Origin of the sequence: Treponema sp. UBA753 (genome assembly GCF_002297325.1) — a bacterium.
Taxonomy (GTDB): Bacteria; Spirochaetota; Spirochaetia; order Treponematales; family Treponemataceae; genus Treponema_D.
This window is the reverse complement of sequence record NZ_DBKJ01000050.1, coordinates 1-20575: the sequence shown is the minus strand read 5'-3', so window position 1 is coordinate 20575 and position 20575 is coordinate 1. Positions and strand designations below refer to the sequence as shown.

Annotated in this window: 17 protein-coding genes and 1 pseudogene; 6 read left to right on the top strand and 12 right to left on the bottom strand. The window is 39.8% G+C overall.

Going from position 1 to position 20575, the window contains the following annotated elements; all coding sequences use genetic code 11:
* The 3 genes from B4C08_RS04305 to B4C08_RS04295 all read left to right on the top strand — a co-directional run.
* A partial coding sequence (locus tag B4C08_RS04305; RefSeq protein WP_296663306.1) for an ATP-binding protein occupies nt 1-830 on the top strand: 830 nt, incomplete at its 5' end.
* 170 nt (nt 831-1000) lie between these two features.
* Entirely contained in the window at nt 1001-1276 is a 276-nt protein-coding gene (locus B4C08_RS04300) for a hypothetical protein (protein WP_296663303.1), read from the top strand.
* A 14-nt stretch (nt 1277-1290) separates the two neighbouring features.
* On the top strand, nt 1291-2589 hold the full coding sequence (locus tag B4C08_RS04295) for a right-handed parallel beta-helix repeat-containing protein (RefSeq protein WP_296663300.1): 1299 nt from the start codon (nt 1291-1293) through the stop codon (nt 2587-2589).
* Between the two features lie 375 nt (nt 2590-2964).
* Here B4C08_RS04295 and B4C08_RS04290 read toward each other — a convergent pair whose 3' ends face one another.
* The 7 genes from B4C08_RS04290 to B4C08_RS04260 form a co-directional block, all read right to left on the bottom strand.
* Nucleotides 2965-4716 carry an ammonium transporter gene (locus B4C08_RS04290; protein ID WP_296663299.1) on the bottom strand — a complete coding sequence of 584 codons (1752 nt, stop codon included), beginning with the start codon at nt 4714-4716 and terminating at the stop codon, nt 2965-2967.
* A gap of 232 nt (nt 4717-4948) precedes the next feature.
* On the bottom strand, nt 4949-5947 hold the full coding sequence (locus tag B4C08_RS04285) for a glycosyltransferase family 2 protein (protein WP_296663296.1): 999 nt from the start codon (nt 5945-5947) through the stop codon (nt 4949-4951).
* Between the two features lie 112 nt (nt 5948-6059).
* Complete coding sequence (locus B4C08_RS04280) at nt 6060-8153, bottom strand: glutamine synthetase III (protein WP_296663294.1); 2094 nt, start codon at nt 8151-8153, stop codon at nt 6060-6062.
* Between the two features lie 159 nt (nt 8154-8312).
* On the bottom strand, nt 8313-9191 hold the full coding sequence (locus B4C08_RS04275; protein WP_296663288.1) for a DUF559 domain-containing protein: 879 nt from the start codon (nt 9189-9191) through the stop codon (nt 8313-8315).
* Nucleotides 9192-9283: 92 nt separating this feature from the next.
* On the bottom strand, nt 9284-9436 hold the full coding sequence (locus B4C08_RS04270; RefSeq protein ID WP_296663285.1) for a hypothetical protein: 153 nt from the start codon (nt 9434-9436) through the stop codon (nt 9284-9286).
* Between the two features lie 39 nt (nt 9437-9475).
* Complete coding sequence (locus tag B4C08_RS04265) at nt 9476-9703, bottom strand: hypothetical protein (RefSeq protein ID WP_296663283.1); 228 nt, start codon at nt 9701-9703, stop codon at nt 9476-9478.
* Nucleotides 9704-9713: 10 nt separating this feature from the next.
* Entirely contained in the window at nt 9714-10211 is a 498-nt protein-coding gene (locus B4C08_RS04260) for a BRO-N domain-containing protein (RefSeq protein ID WP_296663278.1), read from the bottom strand.
* 195 nt (nt 10212-10406) lie between these two features.
* Between B4C08_RS04260 and B4C08_RS04255 the strand changes: the two genes are divergently transcribed.
* Both B4C08_RS04255 and B4C08_RS04250 read left to right on the top strand, forming a co-directional pair.
* Nucleotides 10407-11615, top strand: a complete 1209-nt coding sequence (locus B4C08_RS04255) for a glutamine synthetase family protein (protein ID WP_296663276.1) — start codon at nt 10407-10409, stop codon at nt 11613-11615.
* An 11-nt stretch (nt 11616-11626) separates the two neighbouring features.
* Complete coding sequence (locus B4C08_RS04250; protein WP_296663273.1) at nt 11627-12211, top strand: ANTAR domain-containing response regulator; 585 nt, start codon at nt 11627-11629, stop codon at nt 12209-12211.
* Between the two features lie 219 nt (nt 12212-12430).
* Here B4C08_RS04250 and B4C08_RS04245 read toward each other — a convergent pair whose 3' ends face one another.
* The 5 genes from B4C08_RS04245 to B4C08_RS04225 form a co-directional block, all read right to left on the bottom strand.
* On the bottom strand, nt 12431-14035 hold the full coding sequence (locus tag B4C08_RS04245) for a CTP synthase (protein ID WP_296663269.1): 1605 nt from the start codon (nt 14033-14035) through the stop codon (nt 12431-12433).
* A 130-nt stretch (nt 14036-14165) separates the two neighbouring features.
* A complete protein-coding gene (locus B4C08_RS04240) occupies nt 14166-14456 on the bottom strand; it encodes a PG0541 family transporter-associated protein (protein WP_295798522.1) in 291 nt (96 codons plus the stop codon).
* Nucleotides 14457-17561 carry an efflux RND transporter permease subunit gene (locus B4C08_RS04235; RefSeq protein WP_296663265.1) on the bottom strand — a complete coding sequence of 1035 codons (3105 nt, stop codon included), beginning with the start codon at nt 17559-17561 and terminating at the stop codon, nt 14457-14459.
* A gap of 3 nt (nt 17562-17564) precedes the next feature.
* Nucleotides 17565-18503: an efflux RND transporter periplasmic adaptor subunit gene (locus B4C08_RS04230; RefSeq protein ID WP_296663263.1), complete on the bottom strand. Its 939-nt coding sequence runs from the start codon at nt 18501-18503 to the stop codon at nt 17565-17567.
* Between the two features lie 2 nt (nt 18504-18505).
* A complete protein-coding gene (locus B4C08_RS04225; RefSeq protein WP_296663260.1) occupies nt 18506-19783 on the bottom strand; it encodes a TolC family protein in 1278 nt (425 codons plus the stop codon).
* A 530-nt stretch (nt 19784-20313) separates the two neighbouring features.
* Between B4C08_RS04225 and B4C08_RS04220 the strand changes: the two are divergent.
* Nucleotides 20314-20575 (top strand): annotated as a pseudogene (locus B4C08_RS04220) (ZIP family metal transporter); the annotation flags it as partial.

The following is a 20575-nucleotide window of genomic DNA, read 5'->3' as shown; positions in this document are numbered from 1 at the left end:
TTTCCTCTGAAATTTCAACTTATCTTTCTGGACGATACGTTCTTATCCATATTTTGCCGCTTTCTTTTTCTGAGTATCTTGAATTTAAAAATATTACTGATAAAGATAAAATCGATGATGCTTTTGATAATTTTATACGATTCGGCGGATTTCCGCTTATTGCAAAAAATAATTTTGATGAAAAAACATGCTATCAGATTGTAGAAGGCATTTATCTTTCCGTAGTAGACCATGATATTGTCGTTCGCCATGCAATTTCCAACAAAGAACTTTTTGACAGAATTGTAAAATTTGTTTTTGAAAATGTAGGAAAGAATTTTTCAGCAAATTCAATTGTGAAATTTTTAAAGAGCCAGAACCGCAGCGCAAATGTAGAATCTGTTTATAATTACCTTGAATATCTGCAAAAAGCATTTATAATTTACAAGTGCAGCCGCTATGACATTCAAGGAAAAAGCATACTAAAAACACAAGAAAAATACTATCTTGCTGATTCTGCTCTAAAATACTGCATTCTAGGATACAATCCAAAATCTGTTGCTTCTATGCTTGAAAACATTGTTTATCTTGAGCTTATTCGCCGAAAATACAATGTTTATATCGGCAAGGACGGAAACAAAGAAATTGATTTTGTTGGAATCAAAAATAATGAAAAAATCTATATACAAGTTTGCAGAAATTTGCCTGATAATGATGAGCGGGAAATTGAAAACTTAAAAGAAATAAAAGACAATTTTCCAAAGTATGTTCTTACAACAGATAAAATGGACGTTGGAACTATTGACGGCATAAAAATTATGCTTTTATCAGACTGGCTTTTACAGTATTAATAAAAAACTTTTCAGTACGCCATACTTGTCATTCCTGTGCTACACCACAGGAATCTTTTAGCAAAAACTAACTAAAAATTTAAAGAATTTTCTGCAAAAAGTGGAAATCAGCAGGTATTTGATATAGAATAGTAAAAGGTCATTTTCACAACTTTTTTATAGGGGGAATTATGAAAAAATTTGCGTTTTCAATTTTACCAGCATTTTTGCTTGCACTTGTTTCCTGCATGAATATGTCGCAAGGAAGCGAAGGCGGTTCTGTTCGTGTTGTTCTGCCTAGTTCTTCACGGAAAGTTTATTCATCAGGGCATGACGATGTTGATTCATTCACGGTAAGGCTTTTGCTAGGTGAAAAAATCATAAATGAAAAATCCATAACCAAGGATTCCGCCGACACGGGGGGGCAATCGTATTTGACGAACTTGAACCTGCCACATACACAGTAGAAGTAGAAGGCAGAATGTCTAGCAAAGATGTTCTTTTGTATTTTGGAACAGAAGAAGCAAAAGTAACAGCAGGACAAGATGCCGATTGCCAAGTAAAATTAAAGAAAGAAGACTGCCAAATCTACAATATTTCAGATTCAGAAGAATTAAAAACAGCCTGCGAATCAGAGGGAAACACATATATTTTTATGGACGCAGCTTCTTCTGTAAGTACAAATCAAGCCACATCTGCAAATAACAATCAGCTTACAAACATAACTTCCGGCACAAAAATTATAAGAGGCAACGGCGGAAAACTTGAGCAAAGCACAGACAACAACAAAACTCTTACAACAGAGGGCGGCCAGATAAAACTTTTCAATGTAACCGGCAGCTCCACAATTCTTGAAATAAACAATCTTACATTTACGGCTTCAAGCACAGTTGGAACTACTTCTACACTTGACGGAACTTTAATTTATGTAGATGACGGAGCTACAGTAATTTTAAAGCAATGCCTTATAAACAATATGTCTGTTTCATACCGAGACACAAGTCTTATATATGTAAAAAGCGGCGGAAAACTTCTTCTTGAAAACTGCACTTTTTATAATAACAAAAGCACAGGTAGCGGTAACGTAGGCTATTCAGAATGTATACGCATAGATAACGGAGCGCAAGTGGAAGTTGTTTCATGCAATTTTGAAAACAATGGCGATGAAAATTTAATGGCAAACGCCGCAGCAATAGAAAATTCTGGTTCATGTCATATAACCAACACAACATTTAAAGGCAACACAGCAAACAGAGGCAGTGCAATAATGAACAATAACACAGGAATTCTTGAAATTGAAAGCTCAACATTTGACAGCAATACGTGCACTTCTAACGGCGGATATTATGCAAGAAGAGGCGGAGCGATATTTAGCCAAGGCGGAAGTATAAAAATCACAGACAGCGCATTCACAGGCAATAAGGCTGGTGGTAATAATCCAGGAAGTGAAGACACAACAAACGGTGAATTCCAAAAACTTGGCGGAGGCGCAATCAGCATAAAAACAGGCTCGCTCGTTTTACAGAACACAAAATTTGAAAACAACAGCGTAACTTTAACAAGCAGCAACGACGCTTACGGTTATGGCGGAGCTATTTTAATTGAACAGTCAGATGCAAACCTGTTCCTAAAAGATGCAAGCGGTTCTGCCATAGACATAGAAAGTTACATAAACAAGTACATGAGCGGCAATACTACAACAAAAAATAATGCCGGCGCAAACATCTACTGCAACGGCGGCACAATAAACGGCACGGTTTATACCCAAGCCTGGGAATAGCCTTTGTAATTGCCGTACAGGAAACGGCAATCTTGTAAATTTACAACAGATTATCAATCGGACTTCTTTCAGAAATATCACAGGGTTCTAGTCCGACAATGATACTTTTTATAAGTAAGTGCAAAACAGTGGGTTCTTAGGGCGACAGCCCTAAGCGATGCTGGGAAAGAAGGGAGGTTTGGAGGGAAGAAGACCCCGCTTTCGAAGTAGAGGGTTTTCTTCCCTCCAAAAGGAAACCGGCCGCCTGCTGCGGGGTTACAAATACAGCAAACGACCGGCATATAACCTGCGGATTTCTCCGCGGATTTTACATTTAAAACTAAGACAGACTTGGAGCGTTCCTCATTCTCCAAGCCTGCCTTATTCAGCTAAACGCTACTCTTCATCCTGAAGAGCATCGTATCCAGATTCACCAGTGCGAACTTTGATTACATTTTCAACAGGGTAAACGAAAATCTTTCCGTCTCCGATGTGTCCTGTATACAAGGCTTTCTTTGCGCTTTCTACAACAGTTGCTACAGGAACTTTTGAAACAACAATCTCTACCTTGATTTTTGGCAGTAAATTGATTTCAACTGGAACACCACGGTAGTATTCGCTTGCTCCCTTCTGCATTCCGCATCCCATAACATTTATAACTGTCATTCCAGTTACACCAATGGAGTTCATGGCAACTTTAAGTGCGTTGAACTTGTTCTGGCGTGTTATAATTACAACCTTGTGAACCGCAGCATCCTTAGAAGAAGGAGTTGTGGCAGGAGCAACAACTGGAACAGCTTCATGCATTGGAATTGCAACGCCAGCTTCAGCAGCTTCGGCAATTTCTTCTGTGCTGTAAGGTGTCATAAATCCTGCATAACCTGAATCAAGACCATGCTCAAGCTTGTCAAGACCGATGATTTCCTCTTCCGCAGATACACGCAATCCAAAAATCTTCTTGATTACAAAGAACAAAATCGTAATTGTTACAACAGTCCATGCGATTGTGCAGACCATTCCAAGAAGCTGAAGCCCAAGACATTCAAGTCCGCCGCCGTAGAAAAGTCCTGAAATCTGCTCGCCTGCTTTGTTTGCAAGTGAATATCCAGGAACTGAAGGGCTTGCAAAAAGACCAACCGCAATTGTTCCCCAAATACCGTTTAAGCAGTGAACAGCAACAGCACCAACAGGGTCATCTACACGGAGCTTGTTGTCCAAGAACCAAACACCAAATACAACCAAAAGACCTGCAACAATACCGATGATTGAAGCGCCCAAAGCATCCGCAACATCACAAGGAGCTGTGATTGCAACAAGACCAGCCAAAGAAGCGTTCAAGCACATTGAAACATCAGGCTTGCCGAATTTTATCCAAGTAAAAATCATACAAGTAACGGTTGCAAGAGCCGGAGCAATTGTTGTAGCAACAAAGATGCTTCCAAGCTGCGGAACAGAAGTTGCAGCCGCACCGTTGAATCCGTACCAACCCAACCACAAGATGAACACACCAAGCGCGCCAATCGGAATGTTGTGTCCTGGGAAAGCATTTACCTTTGTAGAACCATCAGCGTTCTTTGTAAACTTTCCAATACGAGGACCTACCATTGCAGCTCCAATCAAAGCGCAGATACCGCCAACCATGTGAATACAGTTTGAACCTGCAAAGTCGTGGAATCCAAGCTGAGCAAGCCAACCGCCGCCCCAAGTCCAGTGAGCTTCAATCGGATAAATTACTGCTGAAATTACAGCTGAATAAACGCAGTATGAAAGAAACTTTGTGCGTTCTGCCATTGCGCCAGAAACAATTGTCGCTGTTGTAGCGCAGAATACAAGGTTGAACACAAAGCCAGACCAGTCAAAGTTTGCATAGTCTGTAAATATCTGCCAGTTAGGTTTTCCCATAAAACCAAAAAGCATATTTTCACCAAGGAAAAGACCAAAACCAATAAGGATGAAAACAACTGTACCAATACAGAAGTCCATCAGGTTTTTCATAATAATGTTGCCGGTATTTTTAGCACGAGTAAAACCGGTTTCAACCATTGCGAATCCTGCCTGCATCCAGAATACCAAGGCAGCACCAAGCAAGAACCACACGCCCCATAAATCCTTGGAGACGCTTTGAACAGCTTGCATTACATCTTCCATAAAAACCCCTTGTCTAAAAAGACGGTAATGAAAATAAAAAAGCGACAGTGATACCGACAAGAGAATTCCACATCGGAATCTCTTAACCGACACCATTGTCGCTTTTCACAAGTTATTCAGTTTAAAACAAAAAAAGCCACAAACTGCCCAAGGCAATCTGTGACTCCGTTGTCAACTGATGTTCTAGTTTTATCATTCTGAAAAAAAAATGTCAATATATTTTTTATAAAATTTATTTTTGCACTTCTATTGCTCGCTCAATTGTTTTTACGTAGTCTTCGCCCCAATATTCGCAAAGAAGACTGTATGCCTGCTCTTTTAGTTCCGGCGCAACACGCTGTTCAAGCTGCTTTAAATTGTTCGCCACAAAATTATTGCAAGCAGCCTTCATGCTTTCAACTAAAGAAGTGCTAAGACAATTTCCTTCTGGCGACTGTATAAACTGCACAATTGGAACAAAAGCCGATGCCGCAGAACACACACGTTGCCACCGTCCAATGTCCGTAATTGTTTGCGCGCTTGAAATTCCTGAATCTACAGAATATCTATAAAAACGTTCCTGAACTCCAAAATATTTTTTTGCAAAAATCGAAACAAAAAAGTAAAGGCAAAGATCTTCCGCCATGGTGCATTCTGTAAACGGAATAAAAGAAAACGCTTTTTCCATCAAAGACCTTTTTATAAGCTTGCCCCATAAAAATCCGCAGTGCTTGCAGTTTACAAAGCAGTCTTCCGCAATCTGATTTTCCAAAATCTCGCCCAAAGTTATCTTGCCTATTTTTTTCTGAAGATGTTCTTGCTGCGCTGAATTTTTTTCAGGATTTTCTGTAACTGCAATAGCTGTGGAATTTACTATGTCAGCATTTGTTCGCTGCGCTTCATTGTATAAAAATGAAATTGCGTTGTTTCCTTCCAAGTAGTCATCGCTGTCCAAGTAAAAAATAAAATCTCCGCTGGAAAACGAAAGCAAGTCGCGCCGGGTTTCAAGAATTCCAAGATTGTTCAAATGCTCCTTAAACACAACTGGAACTTTTGTTTCCTTGGCAAATTTTTTTACGATTTTTTTTGCATCCTCGCCTTTTTCATTGACTGCGCACGAAGCATCGCTTACAACAACAATTTCCTTTTCCGCAAAATCCTGCATAGCCACAGAATCAAGACATTTTCTTAAAACATTTTCCGTTCCATAAACCGGAATACAAACAGAAACCAGCGGCTTTTTGAATTTCATGCGTAAAATTATAGCACAAAAGCGTGGAAATTTAAAACAAGAATCCCCGGCACAGAAAAACCATACCGGGGAAAAGTGTATTTTTAAGGAGTCAAAATGCTATTCAATAAACTTACACTCTAAAGAGCAAATCCTCGTAGCTTGGGAATGGCTTGTAGTCTTCTCCAAGCAAAGGCTCAATTTCGTCAGCTACAGCGCGGGCTTCTGTCATTGCAGGAATAACTGTGTCAACATAAGCGCGGGCAATTTTCATGCAGTCGCCGGCATTCTGGGCAGCTTCGTGGAGCTTGTCAAGTTTTGCAGCTTTTTCTGCCAAGCTGTTTACAAGAGTGTCCAGCTTAGAAAGAAGTTCTGCCTGCGCACTTGCCTTTGCACCCGGAACAACAGATTTGAGGTCAATGGCAGTCTTGCTTACTGCGTCCATGTACTTGAATGCAGCAGGAAGAATATCTTTGCTAATCATCTCAAGCATTGTCTGGACTTCAATGTTCAGAATCTGTGCATATTTTTCAAGCTTGATTTCATAGTGGCTGTTCATTTCAACATCTGTATAAACACCCATTTCTGTAAAGAGCTTGACGTTCTTGGAATCAAGGTAGTGAGCCATTGCATCAGGAAGAGTGCGAAGATTCAAAAGTCCGCGTTTTTCAGCTTCATCAACCCAGCTTGAATCGTAGCCGTTTCCGTTGAAGATAACTCTCCAGTGCTTTGTAACTTCACGCTTGATAAGCTCAGCAAGAGCAGTGTCAAAGTCAGTTGCCTTTTCAAGCTCATCTGCAAATTCCTTGAGAGTATATGCAACGATTGAATCCAATGTTGTGTTCGGACCAGAAATTGAAAGTGAAGAACCGCATGAACGGAATTCAAATTTGTTTCCAGTGAAAGCAAATGGAGAAGTTCTGTTGCGGTCAGTTGAATCTTTTGGAATTGGCGGAAGAACGTCAACTCCAATTGTCATCTTCTGTGCTCCATGCTCGCCAAGAGGCTTTCCGTCTTTTATAGATTCAAGAACAGCATAAAGCTCATCGCCAAGATACATTGAAATAATTGCTGGCGGCGCTTCATTTGCTCCAAGACGGTGATCGTTTCCGGCAGAAGCAACAGAAATTCTAAGCAAGTCCTGATTTTCATCTACAGCTTTAATTACGGCTGTAAGGAACAAAAGGAACTGCGCGTTTTTCTCTGGAGTTTTTCCTGGCTCAAGAAGGTTTTCACCAAGGTTTGTAGACATAGACCAGTTGTTGTGCTTTCCGCTTCCGTTAAGACCTGCAAAAGGCTTTTCGTGAAGAAGGCAAACAAGACCGTGGCGGCGCGCAACTTTCTTCATAACTTCCATTGTAAGCTGGTTCTGGTCGGCAGCAAGGTTTGTTGTTGTGAAGATTGGAGCCATTTCATGCTGAGCCGGAGCAACTTCGTTATGTTCTGTCTTTGAAAGAATTCCATACTTCCAGAGAGTATCATTCAAATCTTCCATGTATTCAACAATGCGAGGATTAAGGGCGGCAAAATACTGGTCGTCCATTTCCTGGCCTTTTGAAGGTTTTGCGCCAAACAAAGTGCGTCCTGTCATGCGGAGGTCTTTGCGCTGGCTATAAAGTTTTTGGTCAACAATAAAATATTCCTGCTCTGGTCCTACTGTTGTGGCAACATGAGTAGCGTCTTCATTTCCGAAGAGCTTAAGAATTCTAAGAGCCTGTTTGTTAAGCGCTTCCATTGAACGCAAGAGCGGAGTCTTTTTGTCCAACGCTTCGCCTGTGTAAGAACAGAAAGCTGTAGGAATACAAAGAGTGTGCTCCTTTACAAACGGATATGCAGTTGGATCCCATACAGTGTAACCGCGGGCTTCAAAAGTTGCACGGCGACCTCCGCTTGGGAAAGAAGAAGCATCCGGCTCCCCCTTTACAAGCTCCTTTCCGCTGAAAGACATGATAACAGTTCCGTCATCCTGGGGAGTGATAAAGCTGTCATGCTTTTCCGCAGTAATTCCTGTGAGCGGCTGAAACCAGTGTGTAAAATGTGTTGCGCCCTTTTCAATTGCCCATTCTTTCATTGCGTGAGCAACCTGGTTCGCTACATCGATTTTAAGCGGTTCGCCATCATCCAAAGTTTTTTTCAAAGCCTTGAATGTTTCCTTTGGCAGACGTTCTTTCATTACTTTCTGATTGAACACCATGCTTCCAAACAATTCTGGTACATTTGTAGACATTTGCTAACCCCCATTATAAATATAAAACAAAGAAGGCGATGTGATTGAACGCCAAGAAAACTTAGCACTCAGCCACATCGCCTTTGATGTTTACACGGACTACTCTAATTAATTCACAAAAAAATGTCAATGAGTTTTTGAAAAGAAATTTCAAGGAAATTAAATGCAGTTTTTGCAAAGCGGACTTCCATACGATGTGGAATAACACTCTTTTCCGCATTTGCAGCAATATCGTTCTGTATAATCCATATTCCCAAACTGCATCCAAACCTGATAGCAGTCATCACACAACGGTTTTTTTAAATCGTATGAAATTTTTGCTCCGCATCTAATGCAAGTTCCTTCTGTTATTTTTATATTATTCAGCGACACATCAAAATTATTTTCTTCAGTAATTCCAATTGATTTTTTTATAACTTTTATTACTTTTGACAAGCCGTTTCTAATTTCTGAAGTTGTAAATCTTAAAACTACATATCCTAAATTTTGAAGTTCGCGGTCAATGCTTCTGTCTCGCACAGCCTGATATTCAGTTCTTTCATGATAAGTATGCCCGTCAGTATAAATGCAGATTTTTTTGTTATCTGATTCCAAATAAAAATCAGGAATTGTCAAAATATTTTCTGGATCTACAGGCTCTGGAAAATGAGAAACTGTATTGTCTTTATTTATTCTAAGCTGAAGTTCAACTTCAATATTGTTTTTTACAAGAGCTTTTAGCAAATCTCTTTCAAGCGGACTTTCACAAACATTACAGCATCTGTAGCATTCTTTTAATTTTAACTCGCAGTCTTTGCAGTCAGAGTCTCTATCAATCTTTTTTCTTATCTCTTGAGCTTCTTTTATAGTGCAGTTGAATTTTTCCATGATTGGCTTATATCCAAGAACATCTACAATATCATCCAAAAGTTCTTTCATATCTGGTTCATAAAGTTTTTTTGAAACTTCTATATCACCAGCCAACTGAAATGAAATTTTATAACAGTCAATTTTTGAAGAATCATCTTTTTTTGCTTCAACATCAATTTTTACTTTCAATTTTCCTATCCTTATTGATAGAAAACTTTAATTCGTTTAGCAAATTTAGTAAATATACCCTTATAAACAATATTATTTTTCTCTCCAATTAATTATCTACTTTCCTCATCCTCTTCCAAAACTGACAGCTTTGTATCTTGGATAAGTTCGATTCCGTCTTTTGCGTTCAGCGGAGTTACAACTTTTTTGCCTGTTTTTTGCTCAAGTTCAACTCTGGCGTTTTTGGCAATTGTTGCGCCGTCCACCGCATTTTGTATATGCTCGCCAAAATTCTTCGGATTTTTTTACTCTGAAATTTCTTTTGTGGAAAGCTCGGCAAGCATATTTAGGACAAGCTCCTTGTTTGTCATATTGTCCCGAAGATTCTCTTTTTTTAGACCTTTAAATTCCTTGTATTCCTTTGCAGTCTTTCCTGCCCAAGTCTTATAAATTATATCCGTAAGAGTCGCAAACTGGACGCCTTCTTTTAGACCGTGCTTTTTCCATTCATCGGTAATATAAATTAATTTCACATTAACAACCCTATATCGCGAGTTTTGCGGTAGCAAAACTCGGTAAGTTCGCAAAGCGAACGACACTTATCCAGTTTTCTGAATATCCCAATGCACGGTATTCCTGCAATGCCCGCTGAATTCCCTGCTCCGGGTCTTGTATTTCATCAAGCCGCTCCTTTGCGACCTGCGCCATCCACAATTTGAACGGCTCTGCTTTGGGAGAAGGAATTGACTGAATTAGGCGGAAAATGCCTTCAGATGTAGCAGCCTGAATTTCTCTTGATTTTCCATCTTTTCCTTTCATCCTAACTGGGGTACAAATTGTACCCCAGTTAAGGTTCAACTGCTCATCCTGAAAACGCATTTTCTTTATATATTGTTTTGGGTCTTTACTGTCTGTAAGAATTTGAACTACATCAACAACGCTGAAATACCATTCTTCCTTTTCGCTGTCCCAGACGGTGCGGACTTTCTGTTCACCAAAAAGTTTGATTTGTGTTTTTGTTTTTTCTCCATCAACAAGCATAATTTTTCCTTTGATTTTATTTTGCTAAAATTGGGATTCGTTAGAATCCCTTAATCCGTGTGGCAATCATGGCAATATTCTTCTATGTATTTATTACTTCAATTATTATAAAATATACCAGTTTCCAAAAATAATTGACAGCAAAACCGCAATCCATTAATCTAAAAAAATCGTCGCATAAAAATTGGAGGAAAAATGTCCTATACAAAAGAAGAAGTTATTGAATTTGTTCAGATGGAAGATGTCAAATTTATCCGCCTTGCATTCTGTGATATTTTCGGAAACCAAAAAAACGCCGCAATTATTCCAGACGAGCTTGAACGTGCATTCAAAGAAGGAATCGCATTTGATGGTTCTTCGATTGACGGCTTCACAGACGAAGCGCATTCCGACCTTTTTCTTTTTCCAATTCCTTCAACACTCACAGTTCTTCCGTGGCGGTCAATTTCCGGAAAAGTTGTGCGTATGTTCTGCGAGATAAAAAAAAGCGATGGAACTCCATTTGAAAAAGACTGCCGCAACATTTTAAAAAAGGCCGTTAAAGAGGCAGAAGAAAAAAATCTAAAAGTGAACTTCGGCTCTGAATGCGAGTTTTATCTTTTCCAGACTGATGAAAAAGGCAAGCCAACAAAAATTCCTTTTGACAATGCAGGCTACATGGACGTTGCTCCAGAAGACAAGGGCGAAAACATCCGCCGCGAAATCTGCCTGACCTTGGAGCAAATGGATCTTCATCCGGAAAATTCTCACCACGAGGAAGGACCAGGGCAAAACGAAATTGACTTCCGCTATGGACAAGCTCTTGCCGCCGCAGACAACACAATGAATTTTATAACAGTCGTAAAAGCTGTGGCTGTGCGCAACGGACTTTATGCGGATTTTTCACCAAAACCTCTTCTAGAAGAAAGCGGCAACGGATTCCACATAAATATTTCTGTGCAGGAAAATTCCGGCAAGGAAGTTCAGAACGCATTTATGGCGGGAATCATGGCGCACATAAAGGAAATCACAGCTTTCTTAAATCCAACAGAAAATTCTTATGAGAGGCTCGGCTCAAGAAAAGCTCCAAAATATGTAAGCTGGGCGCACGAAAACAGAACTCAGCTTATTAGAGTTCCGTCCGCAATAAATTCCCACAAGCGTTTTGAAGTCCGCTCCCCAGACCCAATGGCAAATCCGTACATCGCATATTCGCTTTTAATTTACGCCGGACTTGACGGAATTGAAAAAGACATGAAGCTTTGCGAGCCAATTGAAATGAACCTTTCAACTGCAAGTCCCGAAATAACTTCAAAACTTGAGCGTCTGCCTGAAAGCCTAAGAGAAGCCGTAGAACTTGCTAAAAACAGCGAGTTTGTAAAAAAGCATCTTAGCGCAGATTTCACTTCATTCTTCAAAGTTTAAAAGGACGCAAAATGATTCCTTTAAAAGGCAGAAGAAAAGTTCTAATTGTCTCTGAAACACAAAGTTTTCACGACAATATTTCTTGCATACTACCCAAAAGTGATTTTTTCCCGGTTTTCCATGCGTCCTCTGGAGGAGAGGCGCGCAGGCTTTTACTTGAGCTTCCTGTTGACATTCTGATTGTGGACTCGCCGCTTCCAGACGAACATGGAATTATGTTTGCTGAAAGTTTTGCTGATTTAAACATTGGAATTTTGCTTCTTGTAAAAAGCGAACTTTATGAGGAAACTTCGTACAAAGTTGAAGAGCAGGGAATTGTAACTTTGCCCAAGCCTAATTCACCTGAAATGTTTTTTACAGCAATAAAAATGCTTTCCGCTATGTCGTTCAGGCTGCAAAAAATGGAAGCAAAAAACAAGACGCTCCAAGAAAAAATGCAGGACATAAGAACTGTAAACAAAGCAAAATGGCTTTTAATCGAAAATCTGAATATGACAGAAAGCGATGCCCATAGGCACATAGAAAAACTTTCAATGGACAACCGCCAAAGCAAGCGTGAAGTCGCTGAAGAAATAATAGAACGCTACGATTCGTAAAATATCCTGAAAAAAAAAAGCCGGGTAACTGAAGTACACAGGGTAGTAAAACTTATCTGTCATTCTCGCACTTGATGCGGGAATCTCCTATGGGAATACATCTAATCAAGGTACGCTTACACTCAAGACCTTGACTTAGCCGTTTTTAGGGTTTTGATAAACCCTAAATAATATTGCCGGATCAAGCCCGGCAATGACAAAAAGACAAATCCTATAATTTTATTGTTCGCCAAGGGCGGCGGCTACAAGTCCAAGGAACAATGGGTGCGCCTTATTCGGGCGGCTCTTGAATTCTGGATGAAACTGAACGCCAACATAGAAATTGTTCTTGTCATATTCAACAGTTTCTATAATATTTCCGTCTGGCGAAGTTCCGCTTAAAGTAAGGCCGGCATCTTCAAGAGCGTTTCTAAAATCATTGTTGAACTCATAGCGGTGGCGATGGCGCTCAGAAATTTCTTCTGTCTTGTAGCACTTGTACATTTGAGTGCCTTTTTTGATTTTGCATGGATAAGCACCCAAACGCAGAGTTCCGCCTTTGTTCACGGATTCACTTTGGTCTGGCAAAAAGTCAATTACTTTGTGCGCACTGTTTTCATCAAATTCACCTGAATTGGCATCTTTAAATCCGCAGACAGAACGGGCAAACGCAATAACCGCAATCTGCATTCCAAGGCAAATTCCAAGATAAGGCAAATTATGCTCACGGCAATAATCAGCGGAAGCAATCATTCCTTCAATTCCGCGCGAACCGAATCCGCCAGGAACAATCACGCCGTTGCATCCACCAAGAATATCGTCCACGTTTTCTTTTGAAATAGACTCGCTGTCAATCCATTTTATGTTCACATAAGAGCCAAGTTCATAACCTGCGTGCTGCAAAGCTTCCGCAACAGAAAGATAAGCATCATGGAGCTGAACATATTTTCCGACAAGACCGATTGTAACTTTCTTTGTGCGGTTTTGAATTTTTTCAAGCATATTGTTCCATTCAGTTAAATCGCAAGGAGGAACAGAAAGATTCAGCTCGCGGCAAACAATGTCTGAAAAGTGAAGTTTTTCAAGCATAATCGGAGCCTGATACAAAACTGGCAGCGTAAGATTTTCAATAACACAGTCTGGCTTTACATTGCAGAACATGGCGACTTTGCGGAAAATGCTTTCTTCAAGTTTTTCATCGCAGCGCAAAACAAGAATGTCCGGCTTAATTCCAAGCCCCTGGAGTTCTTTTACAGAATGCTGAGTAGGCTTTGTCTTATGTTCATCAGAACCATGAAGAAACGGAAGAAGCGTAACATGTATATAAAGCGAATTTTCACTGCCAACTTCAAGACCAACTTGGCGGATTGCTTCAAGGAACGGCTGGCTTTCTATGTCGCCTGTTGTTCCTCCGACTTCTGTAATAACGATGTCTGCGCCGGAAGTTTTTCCAACATTGTAAATAAATGATTTTATTTCGTTTGTAATGTGCGGAATAACCTGAACTGTTTCGCCAAGATATTCTCCGCGGCGTTCCTTGTTGAGAACGTTCCAGTAAACTTTTCCAGAAGTAAGGTTTGAAAATTTATTCAAGTCTTCATCAATGAAACGCTCGTAATGTCCAAGATCAAGATCTGTTTCCGCGCCGTCATCTGTAACATAAACTTCACCGTGCTGGTAAGGACTCATTGTTCCAGGATCAACATTGATGTACGGATCAAGTTTTTGTGAAGCAACCTTAAGTCCGCGCGACTTGAGCAGACGTCCTAAAGATGCAGCTGTAATTCCTTTTCCAAGTCCAGAAACAACACCACCTGTAACAAAAATATACTTTGTTGATTTCATAGCACGCCTTCCTATTCAAAAAAAAATCCGCAGACTACAAAAGCAATCTGCGGCATATAGTCGCTTTAAATTACAATGTAAGCTAGTATGCCAAAATTACGCCTTACCGTCAAGATTGAAAACCGTTCATTTAAAGCGGCTCTTCTGCTTTTATTGCAAAAAGCTTTATTCCTTCACCAGAAAATTTTTTCTTTATTGCCTTTATTACAGCCTGCACTTTTGGAAAATCTTCATCCTCAACATAGCTTACAAGCACAAAATTTTTTTCAGGCCAAGTTGTATTTCCAAGCTTGCGGTCATTTCCTCCGCGGCCATAAACAAGCGGAAACTTCGTGTACAAAATATCAGGAACGTATTCTTCCAAAGCTTGAGTAATATCGTCTTCAACAGATTTATTTGAAATTATTTCCACACGCTGCATTTATTTTTCCTCCGGCAAAGCAAGTTGAACAACAGGCTGCTGCATTTTCTTTTTTTTCATTACAAAAGTGTAAAGCACAGGAATAAAGAAAAGCGTTATAAATGTGGAGCTTGTAAGTCCGCCTACAACTGCAACGCTTATAGGCTGAACCATTCCCGCGCTTCCGCTTGAAGCAAAACACATCGGAATCATTCCAAGAATTGTTGTAAGCGTTGTCATCAAGACAGGCCTAAGCCTTGAGCATCCGGCTTTATAGCAAGCATCCTTTAACGGCATTCCGCGTTCCACAAGAAGATTCGTGTAGTCAACCAAAATAATTCCGTTGTTTACAACAATTCCAACGAGCATTACAAGTCCTACTGCGGAAAGCAAGCTGAACGACTGCCCGGTAATTTTATAAATAAGAATAACACCAATCGCAAGAAACGGAATTGTCATAAGATTTATAAACGGAGCTTTAAAGCTTTCGTAAGTCGCCGCCATTACACCAAATACAAGAAGAATTGCCATAATCATAATTTTTGCAAAAATTGCCGTCTGCTCTTTTACATCTTTCCAAGAACCTTCGTAGCTTACAGAAACGTTGTCAGGAACAATAAACGAATTTTTTATTCCTTCCTTGATTTTTTCTTCAACAACATTTGCATTTTCATCCGAAACAATATCAGCAGTAACATGGACAATGCGGCGTCTGTTTTCACGGCTAATTGTAACAGGACCATAGCCTTTTACTGCTCTTGCAAAATTGGCAACGCACACACGTCCGTTTGTGCCGTTCACATAAATCTGCTCAAGGTCAACAACTTTCTGTCTGTCTTCCGGACGGAGCATTACATAAACTGTATAATCGTCTCCATCTTCACGATAAGTCGTTGTAGAAACTCCTTCTATGCTAGCCTGAATTTCATTTGCAACAGTGGCAACATTCACGCCAAAACTATATGCGCGCTGCCGGTCAATTTCAACTTGAACCTGCGGAAGCCCTTCGTCTGTATCAACGGAAGATTCTCCTATGTCTGGAATGGCTGCCATGACTTCTTGAATTTTTTTTGCAACATTAAGCGCGCTGTCCAAACTAGAGCTTCTAAGAACAACGTCTATGTCATCTCCTGTCATCTGCTGGCGTCGGCTCTGCCCAAAACTAAAGTCAACTCCTGCAAATTCAGTAAAATGCTTTCTGAGTTTTTGCTTTATTGTTTCGTCATTGTCAATCTGCTCATCCGAATTCGGCAGGGAAATTTGAATCGTTCCATTGTACGAGCCTGAACTTCTCCAGCTTGAGCCGATGCTTGTAATTATATTTTTGTAGCCTTTGATTTCACTCTTTACAATTTCCTCAAATTTTAAAACAACATCCGTAGTTTCTTCAAGCGAAGTTCCAACAGGAAGTCCAAGTTTTACAGAAACGCTGTCGTCGTGTCCGCCAGTCATAAGCTGAATTCTCAAAGTCGGAATCAGCATAAAAGAAAAAGCAAGAGCCGTAACGCAGACAACTACAGTAACGCCGCGACTGTCCAAGGCTTTTTTTAGAAGCTTTTCATATCCAAGGGAAACAATGTCCTGCGACTTTGTGAATATTCCGTACAAAACTTTAAAGAAGCGGGACTTAACAGGCTTTTCATTTCTGTTTGTAATTGGAAGAAAATGTCCTGCCAAAACCGGAACAAGAAAAATCGCAACAAACAAACTGCTTACAAGAGCAATTACAATTGTAAAAATAATTCCCTTGAACATCTGCCCCATAAACCCCAAATCCTTCATAAAGAAAAGAAACGGAACAAATACGCAGATTGTTGTAAGGTTTCCTGACACAACAGAAAGAATCATTTCCGAGCTTCCAAGAACAGCGGCAACATTTGGCTTTGCGCCTCTCATTCTGTAAGAATAAATGTTATCAATCATAACAACAGAAGCATCAACAACCATTCCAACACCAAGAATCAAGCCAGTGAGCGTCATCATGTTCAATGTAATTCCGGCAAAGTTCATGCACAGAACTGTTATTATAATTGAAAGCGGAACAGAAATCGCAATGATAATCGTGGTTTTTATAGCGCACAAGAAAACAAAAAGAATTACAACCGCAAGCAAAAGTCCCTGCCACGCCGAATCAAAAAGCGTATTCAATGTATCGCGGATGCTTTCTGTATCATCGCGGATTATTTCAAGCGAAATATCAGCAGGAAGAGTTTTTTCAAGCTCGCTGATTTTTTCATAGACAGCATTTGCAACCGCAACGCTATTTTCTCCAGACTGCTTTGTAATTGAAACGTAAACACCGGGAAGTCCATTAATGTAAACAACATTGCTTGCATCCTTGTATCCCATGAACGCGCGGCCAATATCGCTAAGTTTTACATCGTAACCGTTCTTTGTTGTAATAACAGTATTGTTTATCTGGTCAATGCTTGTGTATTCGCCTGTTGTGCGGATGGAATAATCCATTGAGCCTTCTGTGATTGTTCCGCCGCCAATTTCAAGATTCTGCTTTGAAAGCGAAGACGAAACTTCAGAAAGAGTAAGATTGTAAGCCTGAAGCCTATTCTGCTCAAGCTCCACACGGACAATCTGGGTTCTTCCTCCCATCGACTCCGCCTGTCCAACACCTTGCGCCTGCTCAAGAATATCAACAACCTGATCTTCCGCAATTTTTTTAAGCTCATCAACTGAACGGTTTCCGCGCACTGCAATTCTCATAATTGGCTGGCTGTCAGAATCCATTTTAAAAATTGTAGGCGTTACATCGTCTGGCAGTCTTCTTGTAATGCGGTCGAGTTTATCGCGCACATCGTTAGTCGCAATATCAAGATTTGTTCCGTAATTGAATTCAAGAAAAACACTGCTTCTTCCTTCCGAAGATGTCGAAGTTATTTCCTTTAAATTGCTAAGGCTCACAAGCGCATCTTCAATCAAAGTCGTAACAGATTTTTCAACGGATTCAGGACCGGCATTTTCATAAGTCGCAGAAACCATCAGGTACGGCATATCAATATCCGGCATAAGAGAAACCGAAGTATTGCCCAGACTGAAAATTCCCATAAGCCCAAGCAACGTGAAAACCATCAGTGTAAGAACTGGATGCTCAAGAGTTTTTTCGCTGACCATTTTTTACTCCGCATTTAAACCGCTTGATATATTGCGGACTTTGCTTCCGTCAGAAACAGAAGTCATACCTTCAACTACAACTTTTTCGCCTTCGTAAATTCCAGAAACAACTTGAATCATATTGTCCACAGAATTTCCAAGTTCCACTTCGCGCAAACTTACTGTGCTGTCATCTTCGTTAAAAATGAACACGCAGTCTTTTCCGTTTTTTTCAACAACTGAATTTAGCGGAACCACAACATTTCCTGCATAGTCAGCTGTAAAAAGCGTAAGTTTTGCAAACATTCCGGCGTTTATTCTTGAATCAGTTTTATTGAACGACAAAAGAATTTCTTTTGTGCGGCTTTGAGAATCAAGCACTGGCGAAACTTTTTTTACCGTTGCAGAAAATGTTTCATTAGGATAGGCTTCGAGAATTATCGTTGCCTTTAGTCCGCGCTTTAAAAACGAAACGTAACGCTCTGGAACTTTTGCGCGGATCTGCAAATTGGAAACATCGCCGATTGTTGTAATCGCTGTGGAAGACGCGACTGTAGTTCCGATTTCTTTTGGCGTAGAAGTTATCATTCCGCTGATTGGAGCATAAACGGAACTGTTCACATAATATGCGCCCGGCTCGCTTGGATCAACTTCCGCAAGAACATCTCCTTTTTTTACAGTGTCGCCAAGAGCAACATAAACTCTCGCAATTTTTCCGCCGATGTCAGGATAGCAGTCAACAGAACTTTCGCACTCAATTTCTCCATTTGTGTCAACATAAGCATGCAATGTTTTTTGCGCAGCAACCATAGTTCTTATGCTCGCTGCTTCCTGTTCCTGTGGAAGTCCGCCTTTTGGAGGAAACGGATTTTTCTTTGGCGCAAATTTTATCGCAAAAAAAGTTCCTGCCAAAATGCACACGCACACAAAAGAAACAACAATAAATGATGCTTTTACTTTCATAATTAATTCTCCAAAGTTCCAAACGGAATTCCAGCCGCATTCTCCAAGTCAAGAACGGCACATATCAAATTGTAAGCCTCAGAAATTAAATTCACTTTTGCGGAAAGAAGATTGTCCGAAGCAGTTTGAAGCGAAAGCAAATCTTTTGTTCCGTGGCTATAGGATTCCAAAGTCATTTCGTAAGTTGTCTGGGCAAGCTCAATGCTGCTTTTTCTAAGAGAAATATTTTCCAAGCACTGATTTATTTTGTTCATCAAAGTTGAAATATTTACTTCAAGCGAAACTTTAGCATCTTCAAGCTCCAGCTCAAGACTTTTTACTGAATCTTTTTTTGACTGAACATTGAGAGAACCGCTTGACCACGGAAGAAATCCGTCCAGCGGAATCGAAGCCTGCAAACTCAAAGTTCCGTTGTCGTCCCAATTTGAGCCGCCGTCAATAGAAGAATAATTGTAAGAATAAGAAGCTGAAAGGCTTGGACCGTAAGCTGTGAACCGAGAAGCAAGCAATGAATTTTTTGCGCTGTCAATCTGTTTTTGCAAAGATTCAATACTGAATGAATTAAGATCCATTCCTTCAATTGAAATATTTTTTAGATTAAGAATATTTTCAAATGAGCCAGAAAGTGAAATTTTGGCATTCTGCGGAAGTCCCACAAGCTGCTTAAACGAAGCGATTGAATTTTCCATTTCCGCATTAAGAGATTTCAGTTCAAGCTGATCATTCTGATACGAAACCTGCGCACTCAAAACATCAAGCCTTGATAAAGTTCCGCGCTTGTATTTTGCTAAATTTGATTCATATTGATTTTTTGAAGTTTCAAGGCTTTTTTCTTTCAGCGAAATTTCTTCAATTTTATAAAGAAGAGAATAATAATTTTTTCTTACATCAAGTTCCACAGAGCGCAAATCATTTTGATACGAAAGCTGCTGCTGGCTGTAGCTCAACTCGGCGTTTTTTGCAGAAGTATAAACAGAAGGCGACAAAGTTGCATTTAAAGAAATTCCTGCGGAAAGACTGGCTTTGTCATCAGAAGAACTTGGAATATTTTTTGAATAGCGTCCAGTTCCAGAAATCGACGGACTTATAGAATTCCATGAATAAGTGGACTCGCGTTTTTTTTCATCAAGATTGATTTCACTTTGCTTTATAGAAACATTATTTTTTAGCGCGCTTTTTACTGCGTCTTCAAGAGAAAGCTCAATAGTATTTTCATCCGCAAATGCAAATGCGGCAATAGAAAAAAACAAAACAAAGATTTTCTTTTTCAAGCATCCCATGCTTTTATAATACTGAATTTTCCGCATAAGTTACAAAGTAAATTCCTGTTATGCACGGTAATTTATTGTTATTTTACAAAAAGACAACACAAAGTAAGTTTTAAGAATATTCACGAATTTAAAAAAGGCAATAAAGATTTTATATTTATTCTCTACATATATACAGTAAAAATAAAATATGTTACAACGAACAGGCGGTTGTCTCCCAAAACTCAATCAGCTTATGCTGAAATTTGATTATGGGAGGCTGGCATGACTTTAGACCTTGTTTTAGCAGTTGCTGCAATTATTAGTTGCATTGCTACTGTCGCAGGCACAGTTATTGCCGCTCTCGCTTACCTAAAAAATAAGTAGAGTAAAAAATAGCCGCCAAGTTTGACCCACTGCGGCGGCTATTATCGCATTTAGTGGAGATAACCCAAAATTCGGGCATTTCCTTTCATTTAATATAACATATTGGTGTCATGCCGTCAAATTCCAGCCGAAATCCGAACATTGAAACTGCGCTTCTTTAAATCTATAATCAGAGCATGAATACTTTTTATGGAATTCTGATTCCTTTTCTTGGAACCACATTGGGCTCAGCCTGCGTTTATTTTCTTGGGAAAAGTTTAAATAAAAATGTCCAGAAATTTCTTTTGGGATTTGCATCTGGAGTAATGGTTGCGGCTTCTGTGTGGTCGCTTATAATTCCTTCAATAGACAGTTCATCCTCGATGGGAAAACTTGCGTTTATTCCGGCGGCAACTGGAACTGCGGCTGGAATTGCCTTTCTTTTTTTGCTCGATGTTC